Origin of the sequence: Winogradskyella poriferorum, from assembly GCF_050618035.1 — a bacterium.
Taxonomy (GTDB): Bacteria; Bacteroidota; Bacteroidia; order Flavobacteriales; family Flavobacteriaceae; genus Winogradskyella; species Winogradskyella poriferorum_A.
The window spans coordinates 1-15,323 of sequence record NZ_JBODPY010000007.1; the positions used below are offsets into that span (position 1 = coordinate 1).

The 15,323-nt window shown below is 34.9% G+C and carries 12 protein-coding genes and 2 tRNA genes; 11 read left to right on the plus strand and 3 right to left on the minus strand.

Annotation, left to right across the window (positions count from 1 at the left end):
• Nucleotides 1-167 precede the first annotated feature (167 nt).
• Together pta and ACRHOC_RS13445 are read left to right on the plus strand one after the other, a co-directional pair.
• Nucleotides 168-2,264: a phosphate acetyltransferase gene (gene pta / locus ACRHOC_RS13440; RefSeq protein WP_431159167.1), complete on the plus strand. Its 2,097-nt coding sequence runs from the start codon at nucleotides 168-170 to the stop codon at nucleotides 2,262-2,264.
• Between the two features lie 8 nt (nucleotides 2,265-2,272).
• Nucleotides 2,273-3,460 (plus strand): acetate/propionate family kinase, encoded by a 1,188-nt coding sequence (locus tag ACRHOC_RS13445; RefSeq protein ID WP_431159168.1) that lies wholly within the window; start codon nucleotides 2,273-2,275, stop codon nucleotides 3,458-3,460.
• A 62-nt stretch (nucleotides 3,461-3,522) separates the two neighbouring features.
• Here the strand turns inward: ACRHOC_RS13445 and ACRHOC_RS13450 are convergent, their stop codons facing one another.
• Nucleotides 3,523-4,665 carry an acyl-CoA dehydrogenase gene (locus ACRHOC_RS13450; RefSeq protein ID WP_431159169.1) on the minus strand — a complete coding sequence of 381 codons (1,143 nt, stop codon included), beginning with the start codon at nucleotides 4,663-4,665 and terminating at the stop codon, nucleotides 3,523-3,525.
• Between the two features lie 91 nt (nucleotides 4,666-4,756).
• Here ACRHOC_RS13450 and ACRHOC_RS13455 point away from each other — a divergent pair, with 91 nt between their 5' ends.
• The 9 genes from ACRHOC_RS13455 to ACRHOC_RS13495 all read left to right on the plus strand — a co-directional run bounded on the left by ACRHOC_RS13455 (nucleotide 4,757) and on the right by ACRHOC_RS13495 (nucleotide 12,042).
• Nucleotides 4,757-5,818: an anhydro-N-acetylmuramic acid kinase gene (locus ACRHOC_RS13455; RefSeq protein ID WP_431159170.1), complete on the plus strand. Its 1,062-nt coding sequence runs from the start codon at nucleotides 4,757-4,759 to the stop codon at nucleotides 5,816-5,818.
• A gap of 79 nt (nucleotides 5,819-5,897) precedes the next feature.
• Nucleotides 5,898-7,124 carry a Glu/Leu/Phe/Val dehydrogenase dimerization domain-containing protein gene (locus ACRHOC_RS13460; protein ID WP_431159273.1) on the plus strand — a complete coding sequence of 409 codons (1,227 nt, stop codon included), beginning with the start codon at nucleotides 5,898-5,900 and terminating at the stop codon, nucleotides 7,122-7,124.
• Between the two features lie 13 nt (nucleotides 7,125-7,137).
• Nucleotides 7,138-8,529 (plus strand): sodium:proton antiporter NhaD, encoded by a 1,392-nt coding sequence (gene nhaD / locus ACRHOC_RS13465; RefSeq protein ID WP_431159171.1) that lies wholly within the window; start codon nucleotides 7,138-7,140, stop codon nucleotides 8,527-8,529.
• A 64-nt stretch (nucleotides 8,530-8,593) separates the two neighbouring features.
• On the plus strand, nucleotides 8,594-9,289 hold the full coding sequence (locus ACRHOC_RS13470) for a MotA/TolQ/ExbB proton channel family protein (RefSeq protein WP_431159172.1): 696 nt from the start codon (nucleotides 8,594-8,596) through the stop codon (nucleotides 9,287-9,289).
• Between the two features lies 1 nt (nucleotide 9,290).
• Nucleotides 9,291-9,683, plus strand: a complete 393-nt coding sequence (locus ACRHOC_RS13475) for an ExbD/TolR family protein (RefSeq protein ID WP_431159173.1) — start codon at nucleotides 9,291-9,293, stop codon at nucleotides 9,681-9,683.
• A gap of 39 nt (nucleotides 9,684-9,722) precedes the next feature.
• The gene (locus tag ACRHOC_RS13480; protein ID WP_431159174.1) at nucleotides 9,723-10,568 is read left to right on the plus strand and encodes an energy transducer TonB; all 846 of its coding nucleotides are present in this window, start codon (nucleotides 9,723-9,725) and stop codon (nucleotides 10,566-10,568) included.
• 2 nt (nucleotides 10,569-10,570) lie between these two features.
• A complete protein-coding gene (locus ACRHOC_RS13485; protein ID WP_431159175.1) occupies nucleotides 10,571-11,788 on the plus strand; it encodes a bifunctional folylpolyglutamate synthase/dihydrofolate synthase in 1,218 nt (405 codons plus the stop codon).
• 61 nt (nucleotides 11,789-11,849) lie between these two features.
• Nucleotides 11,850-11,924: transfer RNA gene (locus tag ACRHOC_RS13490), tRNA-Val, on the plus strand.
• Between the two features lie 43 nt (nucleotides 11,925-11,967).
• Nucleotides 11,968-12,042: transfer RNA gene (locus tag ACRHOC_RS13495), tRNA-Val, on the plus strand.
• A gap of 101 nt (nucleotides 12,043-12,143) precedes the next feature.
• Here ACRHOC_RS13495 and ACRHOC_RS13500 read toward each other — a convergent pair.
• Both ACRHOC_RS13500 and gldJ read right to left on the minus strand, forming a co-directional pair.
• Nucleotides 12,144-13,427: a UDP-N-acetylmuramoyl-tripeptide--D-alanyl-D-alanine ligase gene (locus ACRHOC_RS13500; RefSeq protein ID WP_431159176.1), complete on the minus strand. Its 1,284-nt coding sequence runs from the start codon at nucleotides 13,425-13,427 to the stop codon at nucleotides 12,144-12,146.
• A 62-nt stretch (nucleotides 13,428-13,489) separates the two neighbouring features.
• Nucleotides 13,490-15,172 (minus strand): gliding motility lipoprotein GldJ, encoded by a 1,683-nt coding sequence (gene gldJ / locus ACRHOC_RS13505; RefSeq protein WP_431159274.1) that lies wholly within the window; start codon nucleotides 15,170-15,172, stop codon nucleotides 13,490-13,492.
• Nucleotides 15,173-15,323: the final 151 nt, after the last annotated feature.

The window sequence follows — 15,323 nt, forward strand, 5'->3', positions numbered from 1 at the left end:
GTAGGTCGCCGCCTTTTTTGAAGCCCTTTGCTTTTTAGCTTAGGGCTTTTTTTGTTATAAATGGTTATTAATGGAACTTAAAGAAGTGTTTTTATAAAATCTGTATTACTTTTATTTCTCTAAATTAAAACAGATACAATTCTTCATATAAAACCGTAGAGTTCCAAATGAATAAAGCCATCTATATAGCCTCAAATGATTCCGAAAGTGGAAAGTCTATTTTAACGTTAGGACTTATAAATGCATTGCTAAGGCATAAGCCGAGTGTGGGATATTTTAGGCCTGTTATTGATGATACTGTCCATAAAGAGGACAATCATATTCGTACTGTACTTTCACATTTTTCAATGAATATAGATTATGAAGATGCCTATGGTTATACAATTTCTAAACTCATAAAGAAGTGGAACAAAAATGATCAAAAAGATATTGTACTTAATAAAATAATTTCCAAATACAAGAAGTTAGAAGAACAATTTGATTTTGTACTTGTTGAGGGTAGTGATTTTTCTGATTTAAGTTCAATTATTGAACTCGATTTAAACATTTTGATTGCAAAAAATTTGGGGTTACCTGTAATTTTAATTTCTAATGCCCTAGATCTAACTACCAGTGACTTTATTGATAACTTAAATCTAACCTATGATTCCTTTAGACAGAAAGAGGTTAATGTTATTGCTGTAATAGCGAATAAGGCTAAAAAAGAAGATGTTCCGGTTTTAACAAACAAGTTGATCCAAATGATGCCTAAGAGTGTCGTTACAAATGTTATACCTGTAAATTATAAATTAAAGAACCCTACATTAAAAGAATTGGCTGCCTTTACAAATGCAGAAATACTCTTTGGAGAGGATTTATTGGATCGACCAACAGGAGAAATTGAAATAGGTGCCATGCAACTTCAGCATTTTTTAGAGCATCTTACTGAAGATTCTGTAATAATAACTCCAGCTGATCGAGAAGATATATTGATGGGTACTCTACAAGCGCATATATCTTCAAACTACCCAAGTATTGCAGGCGTCATATTGAGTGGAAGTATGAAGCTATCACCTTCAATTACAAAATTAATTAAAGGTCTAGAAAAAATTATTCCTATTCTTAAAGTTGCAGAACCAACTTTTAATATCGCATCTAAGCTTACAAATGTTAGATCGCATATTTATGCTACCAATATTGAAAAGATTAAAACTTCTATAGAAGTATTTGAAAAACATGTTGATGTTGAACGTTTAATGGAGCATGTTGAATCTATAGAGGTCAGTAAAATTATGACCCCTAGAATGTTTCAATATTATTTGGTAAAAAGAGCGTCGCAAACGCGCAAACATATAGTCCTTCCTGAAGGGACTGATGATCGCATACTGATTGCAGCATCGAAGTTACAAGAATTAAACATTCTGGATCTGACAATCCTAGGAGATTATAATAAAATTCAATCAGCTTGTGAACGATTAAACATTGCTATAGATTTTGATAATTTGTCCATTATTGATCCTAGTAGTTCCGAGTTCATTAATGAGTTCAGTCAAACACTTTTTGAATTGAGAAAACATAAAGGATTAAGTCCTGCCATGGCGGAAGATTTAATAAAGGATGTTTCTTATTTTGGAACTATGATGGTTTATAAAGAATTAGCAGATGGAATGGTCTCTGGCGCAGCACATACTACGCAGCATACCATTCGCCCTGCATTACAATTTGTAAAAACAAAACCAGGATTTTCTGTTGTGTCCTCAATCTTTTTTATGTGTCTTGAGGATAGGGTAACTGTTTATGGTGACTGTGCAATTAATCCTAATCCAACTGAAGACCAGCTGGCTGAGATTGCGATTTCATCTGCAGATACTAGTATGGCCTTCGGAATAGATCCCAAAATTGCTATGTTATCATATTCTTCGGGAACATCTGGTCAAGGTGAAGATGTTGAAACAGTTAAAAATGCCACAGCCTTGGTAAAGCAAAAAAGACCAGATTTGAAAATTGAAGGACCAATACAGTATGATGCTGCCGTAGATCCAACCGTAGGCAAGAAAAAAATACCTAATTCTGAAGTAGCAGGTGATGCAAGTGTTTTAATTTTTCCAGATCTAAATACTGGTAATAATACTTATAAGGCAGTACAAAGAGAAACAGGTGCCCTTGCGATTGGGCCAGTTCTACAAGGCCTCAATAAACCTATTAACGATTTAAGTCGAGGATGTACCGTAGAAGATATTATAAATACAGTTATAATAACTGCAATTCAAGCTCAGGATAAATAGTGGCGATTATGAAAGTTCTGGTTTTAAACTCTGGTAGTTCTTCAATTAAATATCAAATTTTCTCAATGCCAGAGAAATTAGTTATCTGTTCAGGGTCTGTTGAACGAATTGGTTTATCAGATTCTATATTAAAACATCAATCAGATAAATTAGTTATTAAAAAGTCCATACTGGCTACTAATCATAGTACCGCATTAACTGTCATAGTTGATGTCATTTTAGATAAAGACCATGGTGTGATTTCGGATGTTAATGATATTAAAGCTGTCGGGCATAGAGTAGTACACGGAGGGAGCGATTTTAAAGATACTGTTCTGATCAATAGTGCTATTAAGGATCGAATAAAAAAGTTATCTGTTTTGGCACCTCTGCATAACCCAGCCAATTTAGAGGGTATTGAATTAGCTGAAACTATATTTGTGAATGCGCCTCAAATTGCTGTATTTGACACAGCATTTCATCAAAGCATTCCTGAAAAGGCCTATAAGTACGCTATTCCCAATACGTTTTTAGATAAACATAAGGTGCGTCTGTACGGATTTCATGGTACAAGCCATAAATATGTTTCTGAAAAGGCAATTGATATGCTCAATAAAATGGATTCAAAGATTATTACAATTCATTTGGGCAACGGGTGCAGTATGACCGCTGTTAGAGATGGAAAAAGTATAGACCATAGTTTAGGCTTTACACCAGTTAATGGATTAATTATGGGAACGCGCTCTGGTGATATCGATCATTCCTTGATATTCTATCTCGTTAATACTTTAGGTTATGATCTCAGTCAAGTAAATACCATTTTACAAAAAGAGAGTGGTATGTTGGGTCTGACTGGATATAGTGATTTACGTGAAATAGAATCACAAGCAAATAAAGGAGATGTAGATTGTCTGCTTGCCTTAGAAATGAATGCCTATCGCATAAAAAAGTATATAGGATCCTATATCGCATCCATGAATGGACTAGATGCCATTGTTTTTACTGCAGGAATCGGTGAGAATTCTCAATTAATACGAGAAATGGTATGTAGAAATATGGGTACTTTTGGAATTTATTTAAACCCTATAAAGAACAAACAAAAATCTAATGACCCTAGAGAAATAAATTCAGAAAAGTCAATTATAAAAATTCTAGTTATACCCACTAATGAAGAACTAGAAATCGCAAATCAGGTTTATGCATTACTTAATGGATAAAAACAAAAAATCCAAGTTGACACTTGGACTTTTTGTTTCTTGGATAATACTTTTTTAGTTTTTTAACCTTTGATTACTCCTCTTGAGATTACAATTTTTTGAATCTCTGAAGTACCTTCATATATCTGAGTGATTTTTGCATCACGCATCAAGCGTTCAACATGATATTCTTTTACAAAACCATTACCTCCATGTATTTGTACTGCTTCTACAGTTTGTTCCATTGCTACTTTAGAAGCGTAAAGTTTAGCCATAGCACTAGACATATCATGATTTAGACCTTGATCTTTTTCCCAAGCTGCTTTCATTACCAAGTGACGCGCTGCTTCTATTTCCGTATACATATCAGCCAATTTAAATGCAATGGCTTGATGATTACATATTTCTGTACCAAACGCTTTTCTTACTTTAGAGTAATCGAGAGCTAATTCATAAGCTCCTGAGGCAATACCTAAGGCTTGAGATGCAATACCAATGCGCCCTCCAGATAATGTTTTCATTGCAAACTTAAATCCAAATCCATCCTCTCCGATTCTATTTTCTTTAGGAACTTTTACGTCGTTGAATTGCAATGTATGCGTATCACTACCACGAATTCCTAGTTTATCTTCTTTCGGTCCAATATCAAATCCAGGAGTTCCTTTTTCTACGATAAACGCGTTTATTCCACGATGACCTTTTTCTCTATCTGTTTGTGCGATAACTAAATATACATCAGAGCGTCCACCATTAGTAATCCAGTTTTTGGTACCATTTATAATATAATGGTCACCCATATCTATTGCAGTGGTTTTTTGTGATGTGGCATCACTACCTGCTTCTGGTTCGCTAAGACAAAAGGCTCCAACAAATTCGCCAGTTGCAAGCTTGGTAAGATATTTTTGTTTTTGCTCTTCAGTTCCATATTTCTCCAGACCATAACAGACGAGTGAATTATTAACAGATACTATTACAGAAGCTGAAGCATCAATTTTAGAAAGTTCTTCCATTATTAACACATATGAAATTGTGTCCATACCACTTCCGCCATATTTTGGATCAACCATAATTCCCATAAAACCAAGGTCTCCCATTTTCTTTACCAATTCATCAGGAAACACCTGTTTTTCATCTCTTTCGATAACTCCAGGTAATAATTCTGTTCTAGCAAAATCGCGTGCGGCGTCGCGTATCATTAAATGCTCTTCGGTTAAGCTAAAGTCCATATATCTAAAATATTATTAATATGATAAAAATTTGATGCAAAGATAACTGTTATTTGCTGTTTTTTCAATAACTAACAGTATTTTTACTAATATGTTAAAGGCATGTTATAATGTTATAGGAGTGATGTCTGGCACTTCTTTGGATGGTATAGATATCGTACAGGTAAAATTTGAATTTTCAGACGGTTGGTCCTTTGAAATTATTAAGGCTGAGACTATACCTTATAGTGAATATTGGCGACAAAAATTAAAGTCGTTAATCTACCTAGATTTACAAGATTTAATAGAAGTTGACGAGTCCTACTCTGAGTATTTAGGAAGAATTGTCTATCAATTTATCCATGAAAACGCAATTGACAATATTGATTTTATTGCGTCTCACGGTCATACAGCACTTCACAAACCAGAAGTTGGTTTAACCTATCAAATAGGAAATAAACAAGTTTTTGCAGATAAAATTGGGCTAAAAGTAATCTGTGATTACAGGGTGCAAGATGTTGAACTTGGCGGACAAGGCGCACCATTAGTGCCGATTGGTGATGAGTTATTATTTAATGAAATAGATTATTGCCTTAATCTTGGTGGGTTTTCTAATATTTCATTTAATAATGGGAGAGAAAGACTGGCCTATGACATCTGTCCCGTAAATATTGTTCTAAATCATTACGTTGCTCAAATAGGGTTGGACTATGATCATAACGGTGAACTTGCTGCCAAAGGATCTATAAATAATGAATTATTGAAAGATCTAAATAACCTGCCTTTCTATAGTATGAAGCATCCAAAGTCCTTGGGTCTTGAATGGGTTAGGGATAAGGTATTCCCATTGATAGATAAATACAAACTTAAGTTAGAGGATATACTAAGGACTTTTGTTGAGCATATCGCCCATCAAATTGCGACTGTATTAGATGATTCTAATAAGGATGTTTTAATTACTGGTGGTGGAGCCTATAATGATTTTCTTATTTCTAGAATTAAGGTCTTATCAAAAGCCAACATTATTATACCCAAAAAAAATATTATTGAGTTTAAGGAAGCACTTATTTTTGGATTTTTAGGTGTCCTAAAGGAAAGACAAGAGATCAATTGTTTAGCTAGTGTAACAGGAGCATCTAAAGATCATTCGTCTGGGAAAATTATGAAACCATAAAGGAAATTTAATTGTTATTTAATCTTCCAGCTTTTATTGTTTTTTATATTTGTTACAACTAACTAAACAATTTAATTTGATAAAGGAACTACTTAAGAAATACGAGGAAAAATCGCCTGAAATCGTATTTCACTGGAATGATCCCGAAACCGATGCAGAAGGTTGGACTGTTATAAATTCATTACGTGGAGGTGCTGCTGGAGGTGGTACAAGAATGCGTAAGGGCTTAGATATGAATGAAGTCCTCTCCTTGGCAAAAACCATGGAAGTAAAGTTTACAGTTTCAGGTCCTTTAATTGGAGGTGCAAAATCTGGGATAAATTTTGATCCTAGTGACCCACGAAAAAAAGGTGTGTTAGAACGTTGGTATCAAGCCGTTTCTCCATTACTTAAGAGTTACTATGGTACAGGTGGTGATCTTAATGTGGATGAGATTCATGAGGTAATTCCAATTACAGAAGAAAGTGGTGTTTGGCACCCTCAAGAAGGGGTGTTTGAAGGTCATTTTAAACCTACGCAAGCTGATAAAATCAATCGTATTGGCCAGCTTAGGCATGGTGTAATCAAGGTTATTGAAAATCCTAAGTATTCTCCAGATGTTTCAAGAAAATATACAGTTGCCGATATGATAACCGGTTATGGTGTGGCCATCGCAGCTAAACATTTTTATGAATTAAGTGGATCTTCTATAAAAGGTAAGCGTGTTGTTGTTCAGGGATTTGGTAACGTAGGAGCCGCTGCAGCATTTTATTTTGGTCAAATGGGAGCCAAAATAGTTGGCATTATAGATCGTGTTGGAGGATTAATAAATCCAGATGGCTATTCATTAAAGGAAATCACCGAGTTGTATCTAAATAAAAATGGTAACACGTTAGTTGCTGAAAAATTAATACCTTTTGAAGAAATAAATGAGCTCATATGGTCCTTAAAAACAGAAGTTTTTGCACCATGTGCGGCATCACGATTAGTAACAAAAGATCAGATTGATCAAATGATTGATACCGGATTAGAAGTAATTACTTGTGGTGCAAATGTACCTTTTGCAGACAAAGAGATTTTCTTTGGACCGATAATGGAACATACCGACCAAAAAGTAAGTTTAATACCAGATTTTATTTCAAATTGTGGAATGGCGCGAGTTTTTGCGTATTTTATGGAAAGAAAAGTGCAAATGACTGATGAAGCCATTTTTAAAGATACTTCTAAGGTGATTCGAAAGGCTTTAAAAGAAGTTAAAAAAATTAATCCGAACCAAAGAGGTATTAGTGAAACTGCATTTGAAATAGCATTAAGACAATTAATTTAAATATCCAAGTAGTATGGAAACCGTTATAATTCTTGTATTTATTGGTGGCTATTTAGCCATTACATTAGAGCACAATATCAAAATAGATAAATTAATTCCCGCACTGGTTATGATGGCAATCAGCTGGGCACTTATTTCTTTAGGTATTGATGATTTTTCGCAATGGTTCGATTCTACCAAGCATAGTTTAATGGAGAATTTTGGTGCATTAGGACATGAAGAGAAAATGCATTTGATGGAAGAAACACTCCTCCATCATCTTGGGAAAACTGCTGAAATTCTAGTCTTTTTACTTGGAGCGATGACTATCGTTGAGATTATTGATTATTTCGATGGATTTTCTACGATAAAATCGGCAGTTAATTTTAATAGTCGGAAGAAACTACTTTGGATGTTTTCTGCATTGGCATTTGTTCTATCTGCTATTATAGACAATTTAACTGCTACTATTGTTTTAATTTCTATACTTCAAAAGATTGTAAAAGACAGAGATGTAAGGATTTGGTATGCAGGTTTAATAATTATTGCTGCAAATGCTGGAGGTGCTTGGTCACCAATTGGTGACGTTACCACAACAATGTTATGGATTGGAGATAAAGTATCAACATTGAATCTATTCCTATATTTATTTATACCATCATTGCTATGTATGGTTGTGCCAACATTTATAGCCTCTTTGTTACCAGCGTTTAAAGGTGATTTAGAACTGCAAGGAGATGATGATAAGCCAAAGAATAAGTTTAGCTCTACAATGCTATTCTTAGGATTGGGTGCCATTGTATTCGTACCCTTCTTTAAGGTGATAACACATTTACCACCTTATGTTGGGATGATGTTATCGCTGGGTGTTGTTGCAATTTTTGCTGAGATTTATAGTAATTCAAAGTTCGCCATATCTACAGCTCATATCGATGATCATCATGAGCACGGGAGCCACAGTCCGGTTCATTATTCATTATCAAAAATTGAATTACCAAGTATTTTGTTCTTTTTAGGAATATTAATGGCCGTAGCAGCTTTAGAATCTTTAGGTATTCTATTTGGCTTTGCCGACGGCTTGAAAGAGAATATAGGTTTAATTGGAACAGAGCCTTCGGGTACGGTAGTTTCTGATCTTGTTGTTCTTCTTTTAGGAGTCGGATCGGCAGTTATTGATAATGTACCATTAGTTGCTGCTAGTTTAGGGATGTTTTCTGAACCACTCGATAACCAACTATGGCATTTCATTGCCTACTCTGCTGGAACTGGTGGAAGTATGTTGATTATAGGATCTGCAGCTGGTGTTGTAGCCATGGGAATGGAAAAAATTGACTTTTTCTGGTATCTTAAGAAAATCTCATGGTTGGCACTCGTAGGATTTATTGCTGGTGCTATCGCCTTTATGGGAACAAGAGCACTTTTCTAATATACTTAAGTGAAAAACTTAACGTTATAGCTAACAAGAACTTTTAAAACTTAAACATTACGGTATGATATTACTCAGTAATATTCAGGATGACGCTGAATTATTGGTTGATGGCGAATCAGTAGAAAAAACCTTATCAATAATCGAGCTTATTACCAGTGGAGGAACGTCTGGTATGGTAATCATCTTAATTTTATTCTTATTATTAATAGTGGCTACGTACATTTACTTTGAACGCATTTTTGCTATTAAAGCAGCGTCAAAGGTCGATTCAAATTTCATGAATCAAATAAAGGACCATGTCAGTAATGGTAAGATTGATTCTGCACAGATGCTTTGTGCTCAGATAAATTCACCTGTATCAAGACTAATATCCAAAGGTATTACCCGTATTGGTAAACCTTTAGAGGATATCAATACAGCAATTGAGAATGCTGGTCGCTTAGAAATTTACAGTTTAGAAAAGAATGTTAGCATATTGGCTACCATTTCTGGTGTAGCTCCTATGATAGGTTTTTTAGGGACTGTTGTTGGTATGATACTTTCCATTTTTGAATTGGCAAATGCTGGTGGGACCATACAAATGGATGTACTTGCTAGTGGACTTTACACCGCTATGACTACAACAGTAGGAGGACTTATTGTTGGTATTATTGCATATGTGGCTTATAACCATATAGTAGTTAAGACAAATAAAGTTGTTTACCAGATGGAAGCTAACTCTGTTGAATTTTTAGATCATCTTAACGAGCCAATCTAATATGAATATTAGAGGAAGAAATAAGGTTACCCCAGAGTTTAATATGGCTTCGATGACAGATATTGTATTTCTGTTGCTCATATTTTTTATGATAGCCTCAACGCTTGTAACCACTAATGCTATAGATATTATTTTGCCAAAGGCTAGTGGTAAAACTGAAAATAAAAGATCTACGGCAGTTAGTATTAAGAAAGATTTGACGTACTATATCGATCAACGACGTGTTGGTGAAAGTATGTTAGAAAGTGAACTTATATCAGCATTGTCAGACCAAGAAAAACCAACCATAGTGCTTAGAGCTGAAAAATCTGTTCCTGTAGAAAATGTGGTAAAGGTTATGGACATTGCCAATAGAAATAAATTCAAAGTCATATTAGCTGTTAAACCTAATTAAACGGCACTATTTTTGAAACCGTCTTAGTAAACGATTAAGGTGAAGTACTTAGAAACAAAACACGAACGTAATTCCGCTAGAATAACAGGACTTATAACTGTTATACTTGTTTTATTGCTATTTGTTGTTGGGCCACAGTATCTAGATCCACCTGAAGAATATGGTGTTGCTGTAAATTTTGGTACGACTGACTTTGGTAGTGGTAATCGTCCTCTAAGTCAACCAAAAAAAGCTGTAAAAGAGCAAATACAAGAATCTAAGCCAGAGCCTTCTGAGACTCAACCAACAAAATCTGAATCTAAGAGCGAAGATTTTATTACAGCAGAAAATGCTGAGGAGATCGCCATAAGAAAGCAGAAAGAAGCTGAAGCAAAGGCCAAGGCAGAGGCTGAGCGTGTCGAAAGACTAAAGCGAGAAGCAGAGGAAAGAAAGCGAAGAGAAGAGGCCGAAAAGCGCAAGAAATTAGATAACTTAATTGGAGGTGTTAAAAATTCAGATGGTCCAGATGATGGAGGTGAAGGTCCTGATAATAGACCTGGTAATAAAGGACAATTAAATGGTGATCCGTATGCACCGAGCTATTTTGGTGGTTCAGGTCCTGGTAAAGGCGGTGTTGGGTACGGCTTGGGAGGTCGTGGTAAACCATCTAGACAAATATTTAAACAAGACTGTAATGAATATGGTTTAGTGGTGGTTAAAATAGAAGTTAATAGAAGTGGCCAAGTGGTTAAAGCTGAACCAGGAATAAAAGGTACCACTAATACGCATCCTTGCTTATTAGAACCAGCACGTAAAATAGCAAAGTCTCATAGATGGCCAGCAGATCCTAATGCACCAGCAAAGCAAATCGGATTCGTAAGTATAAATTTCGATTTGGGTCAATAGCAATGAATTATCAAGATACGGTAGCATGGATGTTTAAGCAATTGCCCATGTATCAAAATCAGGGTAAAACAGCCTATAAAGCTGACCTCGACAATACACTTAAACTTGCAAAGCACTTAAAAAATCCAGAACTAAAATTTAAATCGTTACATGTGGCTGGTACCAATGGCAAAGGATCAACAAGCCATATGATTGCTTCTGTTTTACAAGAAGCGGGTTATAAAGTTGGCTTGTATACCTCACCACATTTAAAGGACTTTAGAGAACGGATTAGAATTAATGGTGAACCGATAAGTAAACAATTTGTTATTGGTTTTATAAGACGTAATCAAGAGTTTTTTAAGCAGAACCAATTGTCTTTTTTTGAAATGACAGTAGGTATGGCATTTACCTATTTTGCAAGGAAAAAAGTTGATATTTCTGTGATTGAAGTCGGTATGGGTGGTCGATTAGACTCCACAAATATTATTACACCAGAGCTCTCTTTAATTACAAATATTGGATTTGACCATATGCAATTTTTAGGTAATACTTTAGAAGCTATTGCCAAAGAGAAAGCTGGCATTATAAAAGCTAATGTTCCTGTTATAATTGGTGAAACCCAACCAGAAATTACGCATGTTTTTGAGGCTAAAGCAAAAGAGAATAATTGTAAAATCTACTATGCTGATAAAGAAATTGAAGTGCCCTATGAGAGTGATTTAAAAGGTAGTTACCAGAACAAGAATATTAAATCCGCTCAATTGGCGAGTAAAATCTTAAATAAACTAGGTTACCGTATTACACAGAAGCAATTAAAAAGTGGTTTGACCAATGTGTCTAGGAATACTGGGTTAATTGGTAGATGGCAAGTTTTAAGTCAAAATCCAAAACTAATTTGTGATACAGCACATAATAAAGAAGGACTACGCTATGTAATCACCCAACTGTTACAGGAATCTTTTGAGAATCTTCATATTGTATTTGGAGTGGTTAAGGATAAAGATCTGTCAACAATATTGACATTACTCCCAAAAGAAGCGCATTATTATTTGTGTAAACCAAATGTCATAAGGGGAATGGCAACTCATCATCTTAAAAATAAATTTGATGCTTCGGGTTTTAAATCAACTTCTTTTGAATCTGTGAATGAGGCCTTAAATGAGGCTAAGACAAAAGCTTCTAGAAACGACCTAATCTTTGTTGGCGGAAGTACCTTTGTAGTGGCTGAAATTATTTAATTTTTTTGGTTAATTCCTTTTGAGATATTAAAAACTAATCTATATTTGCAATCCAATTATCGGGCGCGTAGCTCAGTTGGTTCAGAGCACTTGGTTTACACCCAAGGGGTCAGGGGTTCGAATCCCTTCGCGCCCACAAAAGTTCACAGAGATGTGGACTTTTTTGGTTTTAATAAAATGGGTCATTAACTCAGTTGGTTTAGAGTGTTACCTTGACAGGGTAGAAGTCACTGGTTCGAATCCAGTATGACCCACATCAAACTGAATATCCAAACGAAAGTTTGGATTTTTTTATTTGCAGAAATGTGTTTATTCTGGATCAATAATTTTAATCCAGTATGAACCACAATTGATTCTAATTAATAAACTCTAATATACGCTCTAATGCCATTCCTCGAGAGCCTTTAATAAGTAATGTGGCATTTTCTATGTGGTGAGATTTTAGTTGAGGTATAAGATCTTGAAAAGTTTTGAATTTTTGAGTAGTAGGCTTTGTTTTAGATCGATAGAAATTTTCTCCAATTAAGAAGATGTTTTTTGAAAAGTTTTGTTCAGCAAAATCAATAATATTTTGATGTTCTACAATTGCTTCATCACCCAATTCAAACATATCTCCTAGAAATAAATACTTCGTATCTGATTCAATTTGTCTAAAATTTGTGAGTGCACCAAGCATGCTACTAGGATTTGCATTGTAGGCATCAAGAATAATTTCTAAACTTCCCTTTTTAATAATTTGTGATCGGTTATTTTCTGGCACATAATTTTCTATGCCTGCTTTTATGTTATCAGTGCTAATTTTAAAATGATGACCAATCGCAGTTGCAACAGCTATATTTCCAAAATTATAAGTACCGATTAACTGGCTGTTAATTTCAGTATTATTATACCGTATTTTTACAAATGGTTTGGCATCTATGAATTCGATGACACAATCATTTTCCTCATTTGAACCAAACACTACTGTATTACTGTAAGTACCGATTTGTTTAATTTGTTTAGGGTCATCTCCATTTATAAATGCAGTTTTATTGTTTGACCTAACAAAATCATACAATTCAGATTTACCTTTTATTACACCTTCAACTCCGCCAAATCCTTCGAGGTGTGCTTTCCCGAAGTTGGTGATTAAACCATAATCGGGTTGTGATATATGACTTAAAAATTCTATTTCCTTTTGATGGTTAGCGCCCATTTCAACTATACCAAAATCTAAGTCTAAAGGAAATTCAAGAAGTGTTAGAGGGACTCCAATATGATTATTGAGATTTCCTTTTGTTGCCTTAACCTTATAAGTTGTAGATAATACGGCATAAATGAGTTCTTTGGTAGTTGTTTTACCGTTACTGCCAGTTAGTCCTATAATTGGAAATTGAAATTGATGCCTGTGATGTCTTGCTAGTGCTTGTAATGTTTCTAGCGAGTTTTTTACTAACATGCAGTTAGAATTTATACATGCATTAGGATCATCAACAATACAGTATTTGGCTCCTTTTTCAAAAGCGTCTTTTACAAAACGATTACCATCAAAATTTTCACCCTTAAGGGCAACATACATAGAGCCTTCACTAAGTTTTCGTGTATCTGTAGTAAGATTATTGGCTTCTAAAAACTTGCTGTAAATCGCTTCAATTTCCATAGCCTAAAAATAAAAAAGTCCTGATGAATTTCATCAGGACTTTTATTAATTATTTAAATCGACTAGTTACGTCTTTTGCTTTTGTTCTGAGATTTAGAACCAACTCTTGAAACGGCACATCTAAATCCGATATAGTCTGTTGCCATATCTTGTGGGAAGTAGCGACGTTGTGCTGGATCAATCCAATACGCTCTGTCTCTCCAAGAACCTCCTTTGTAAACTCTAACTTCGTCATTTATTAGTGAAGTTCGAGTGTTAGATTTGTCATATTCTCTCATCATTTTACCACCTGCAGAATCCAATTCTACTTTGTGCTTAGGAGAGTTATACATTTTTCTTGTTAGATCAACATCTTCTTCTCTTTCTTCATCAAAACTTTCTCTGTAATAACGAGAAGAACGCTTATCTCCATCTCTAAAGTTTCTGTTGTCACTTTTATCGAATTGAGTTCTTAGGTAAGTCTCTTCATCGTCAACAGGTACTTTAGCTATTTCACCTGGAAGGTTTCTAGCAATAATTTTACCATTACTTAAGGTATCATAAACGATTTCATCAACTGTAACAATTTTAACTGTTCCATCTTCATTCAGAGCATTTTTAGTGTAGACATTACCTCTATAATAGTTGAAATCATTAAACTCGTCATCTACGATAGGTCTGTAAACATCAGCTACCCATTCAGCAACATTACCAGCCATATCATAAAGGCCATAATCGTTTGCTTGGTAAGATTTAACTTCAGCAGTAATATCCGCACCATCATCAGACCAGCCTGCAATTCCACCATAATCACCCTTACCTTGTTTGAAGTTAGCCAACTGATCACCGCGATTTACACGCTTCCCTGATCTTGTGTACTGACCATCCCATGGATATTTTTTACGTCCTCTATATACGTTATAACTTCTTAACTCGCTCATCCCAAGTGCCGCATACTCCCATTCTGCTTCAGTTGGAAGTCGATAGCTTACTGGGATTAATCCAGTTTCTCTGTTAGCATATGAGTTGATTGGATTTCCGTCAGCATCTGTTTGTTGCTTACGTCTTCCACCTTGCAATACTTCTTCGTTACCACCATAAGTTTGAGAAGGAGCGTTGATATAAGTATCTACGTCAAATGTACTTTCAGCACTTAAATCAGTATACTGTGCATCACGCTTAATGTATCCTGATTCTTGTAAAGCTGATTCTGCAACACGGTTTGTTCTCCAATTTGCATATTCAACAGCTTGAATCCAACTTACACCTACCACAGGATAATTTGCATAACCAGGATGACGTAAATAATTTTCAGTCATCATTTCATTATAACCTAAACGGTTTCTCCATACCAATGTATCTGGAAGGGCACCCTTATAAATTAAAGCATAGTTTGGATCATCTGGTGGATATACTCGCTTTAAATAATCTAAATAGAACAAATAGTTAAGGTTTGTTACCTCTGCTTCATCCATATAGAAAGATTGGATGTGTTGCTGATTTGGAGAATTATTCCAATCGTGCAAAGGGTCATCCTGTACTTTACCCATTGTAAATGTACCACCTTCTATAAAAACAGTACCTTGAGGTGTTTCTTGTTCTTTGTAACTTGTGTTGTATTGAAAACCACCTTGCTTGTCGTTGATTTTCCATCCGGTAGCACTATCAACGTTACCAGAGCCAGATGATCTTTTACAGCCAACAATTGAGGCGCAACACATCACGGCGATAATAAATTTGAGGTTTAAGACATTTTTCATATCCATATGTTTAAGTAAGCTCATTAAAATTTAGATTCGCAATATAACAATTAAAGGTAAACTGACAACTTTTTTTTTCGACTAAATGCAAAAAAATGTGCATTTCATCCTCTTTTTTTAACAATTAAACGGATATTTTGTCGTTTATCGATTGTAT

What these genes read in the sequence shown, in the direction of transcription:
- pta (WP_431159167.1), top strand. Translation starts at nt 168, where the DNA reads ATGAATAAAGCCATCTATATAGCCTCAAATGATTCCGAAAGTGGAAAG.
- ACRHOC_RS13445 (WP_431159168.1), top strand. Translation starts at nt 2,273, where the DNA reads ATGAAAGTTCTGGTTTTAAACTCTGGTAGTTCTTCAATTAAATATCAA.
- ACRHOC_RS13450 (WP_431159169.1), bottom strand. Translation starts at nt 4,665, where the DNA reads ATGGACTTTAGCTTAACCGAAGAGCATTTAATGATACGCGACGCCGCA.
- ACRHOC_RS13455 (WP_431159170.1), top strand. Translation starts at nt 4,757, where the DNA reads ATGTTAAAGGCATGTTATAATGTTATAGGAGTGATGTCTGGCACTTCT.
- nhaD (WP_431159171.1), top strand. Translation starts at nt 7,138, where the DNA reads ATGGAAACCGTTATAATTCTTGTATTTATTGGTGGCTATTTAGCCATT.
- ACRHOC_RS13470 (WP_431159172.1), top strand. Translation starts at nt 8,594, where the DNA reads ATGATATTACTCAGTAATATTCAGGATGACGCTGAATTATTGGTTGAT.
- ACRHOC_RS13475 (WP_431159173.1), top strand. Translation starts at nt 9,291, where the DNA reads ATGAATATTAGAGGAAGAAATAAGGTTACCCCAGAGTTTAATATGGCT.
- ACRHOC_RS13485 (WP_431159175.1), top strand. Translation starts at nt 10,571, where the DNA reads ATGAATTATCAAGATACGGTAGCATGGATGTTTAAGCAATTGCCCATG.
- ACRHOC_RS13500 (WP_431159176.1), bottom strand. Translation starts at nt 13,427, where the DNA reads ATGGAAATTGAAGCGATTTACAGCAAGTTTTTAGAAGCCAATAATCTT.
- gldJ (WP_431159274.1), bottom strand. Translation starts at nt 15,172, where the DNA reads ATGGATATGAAAAATGTCTTAAACCTCAAATTTATTATCGCCGTGATG.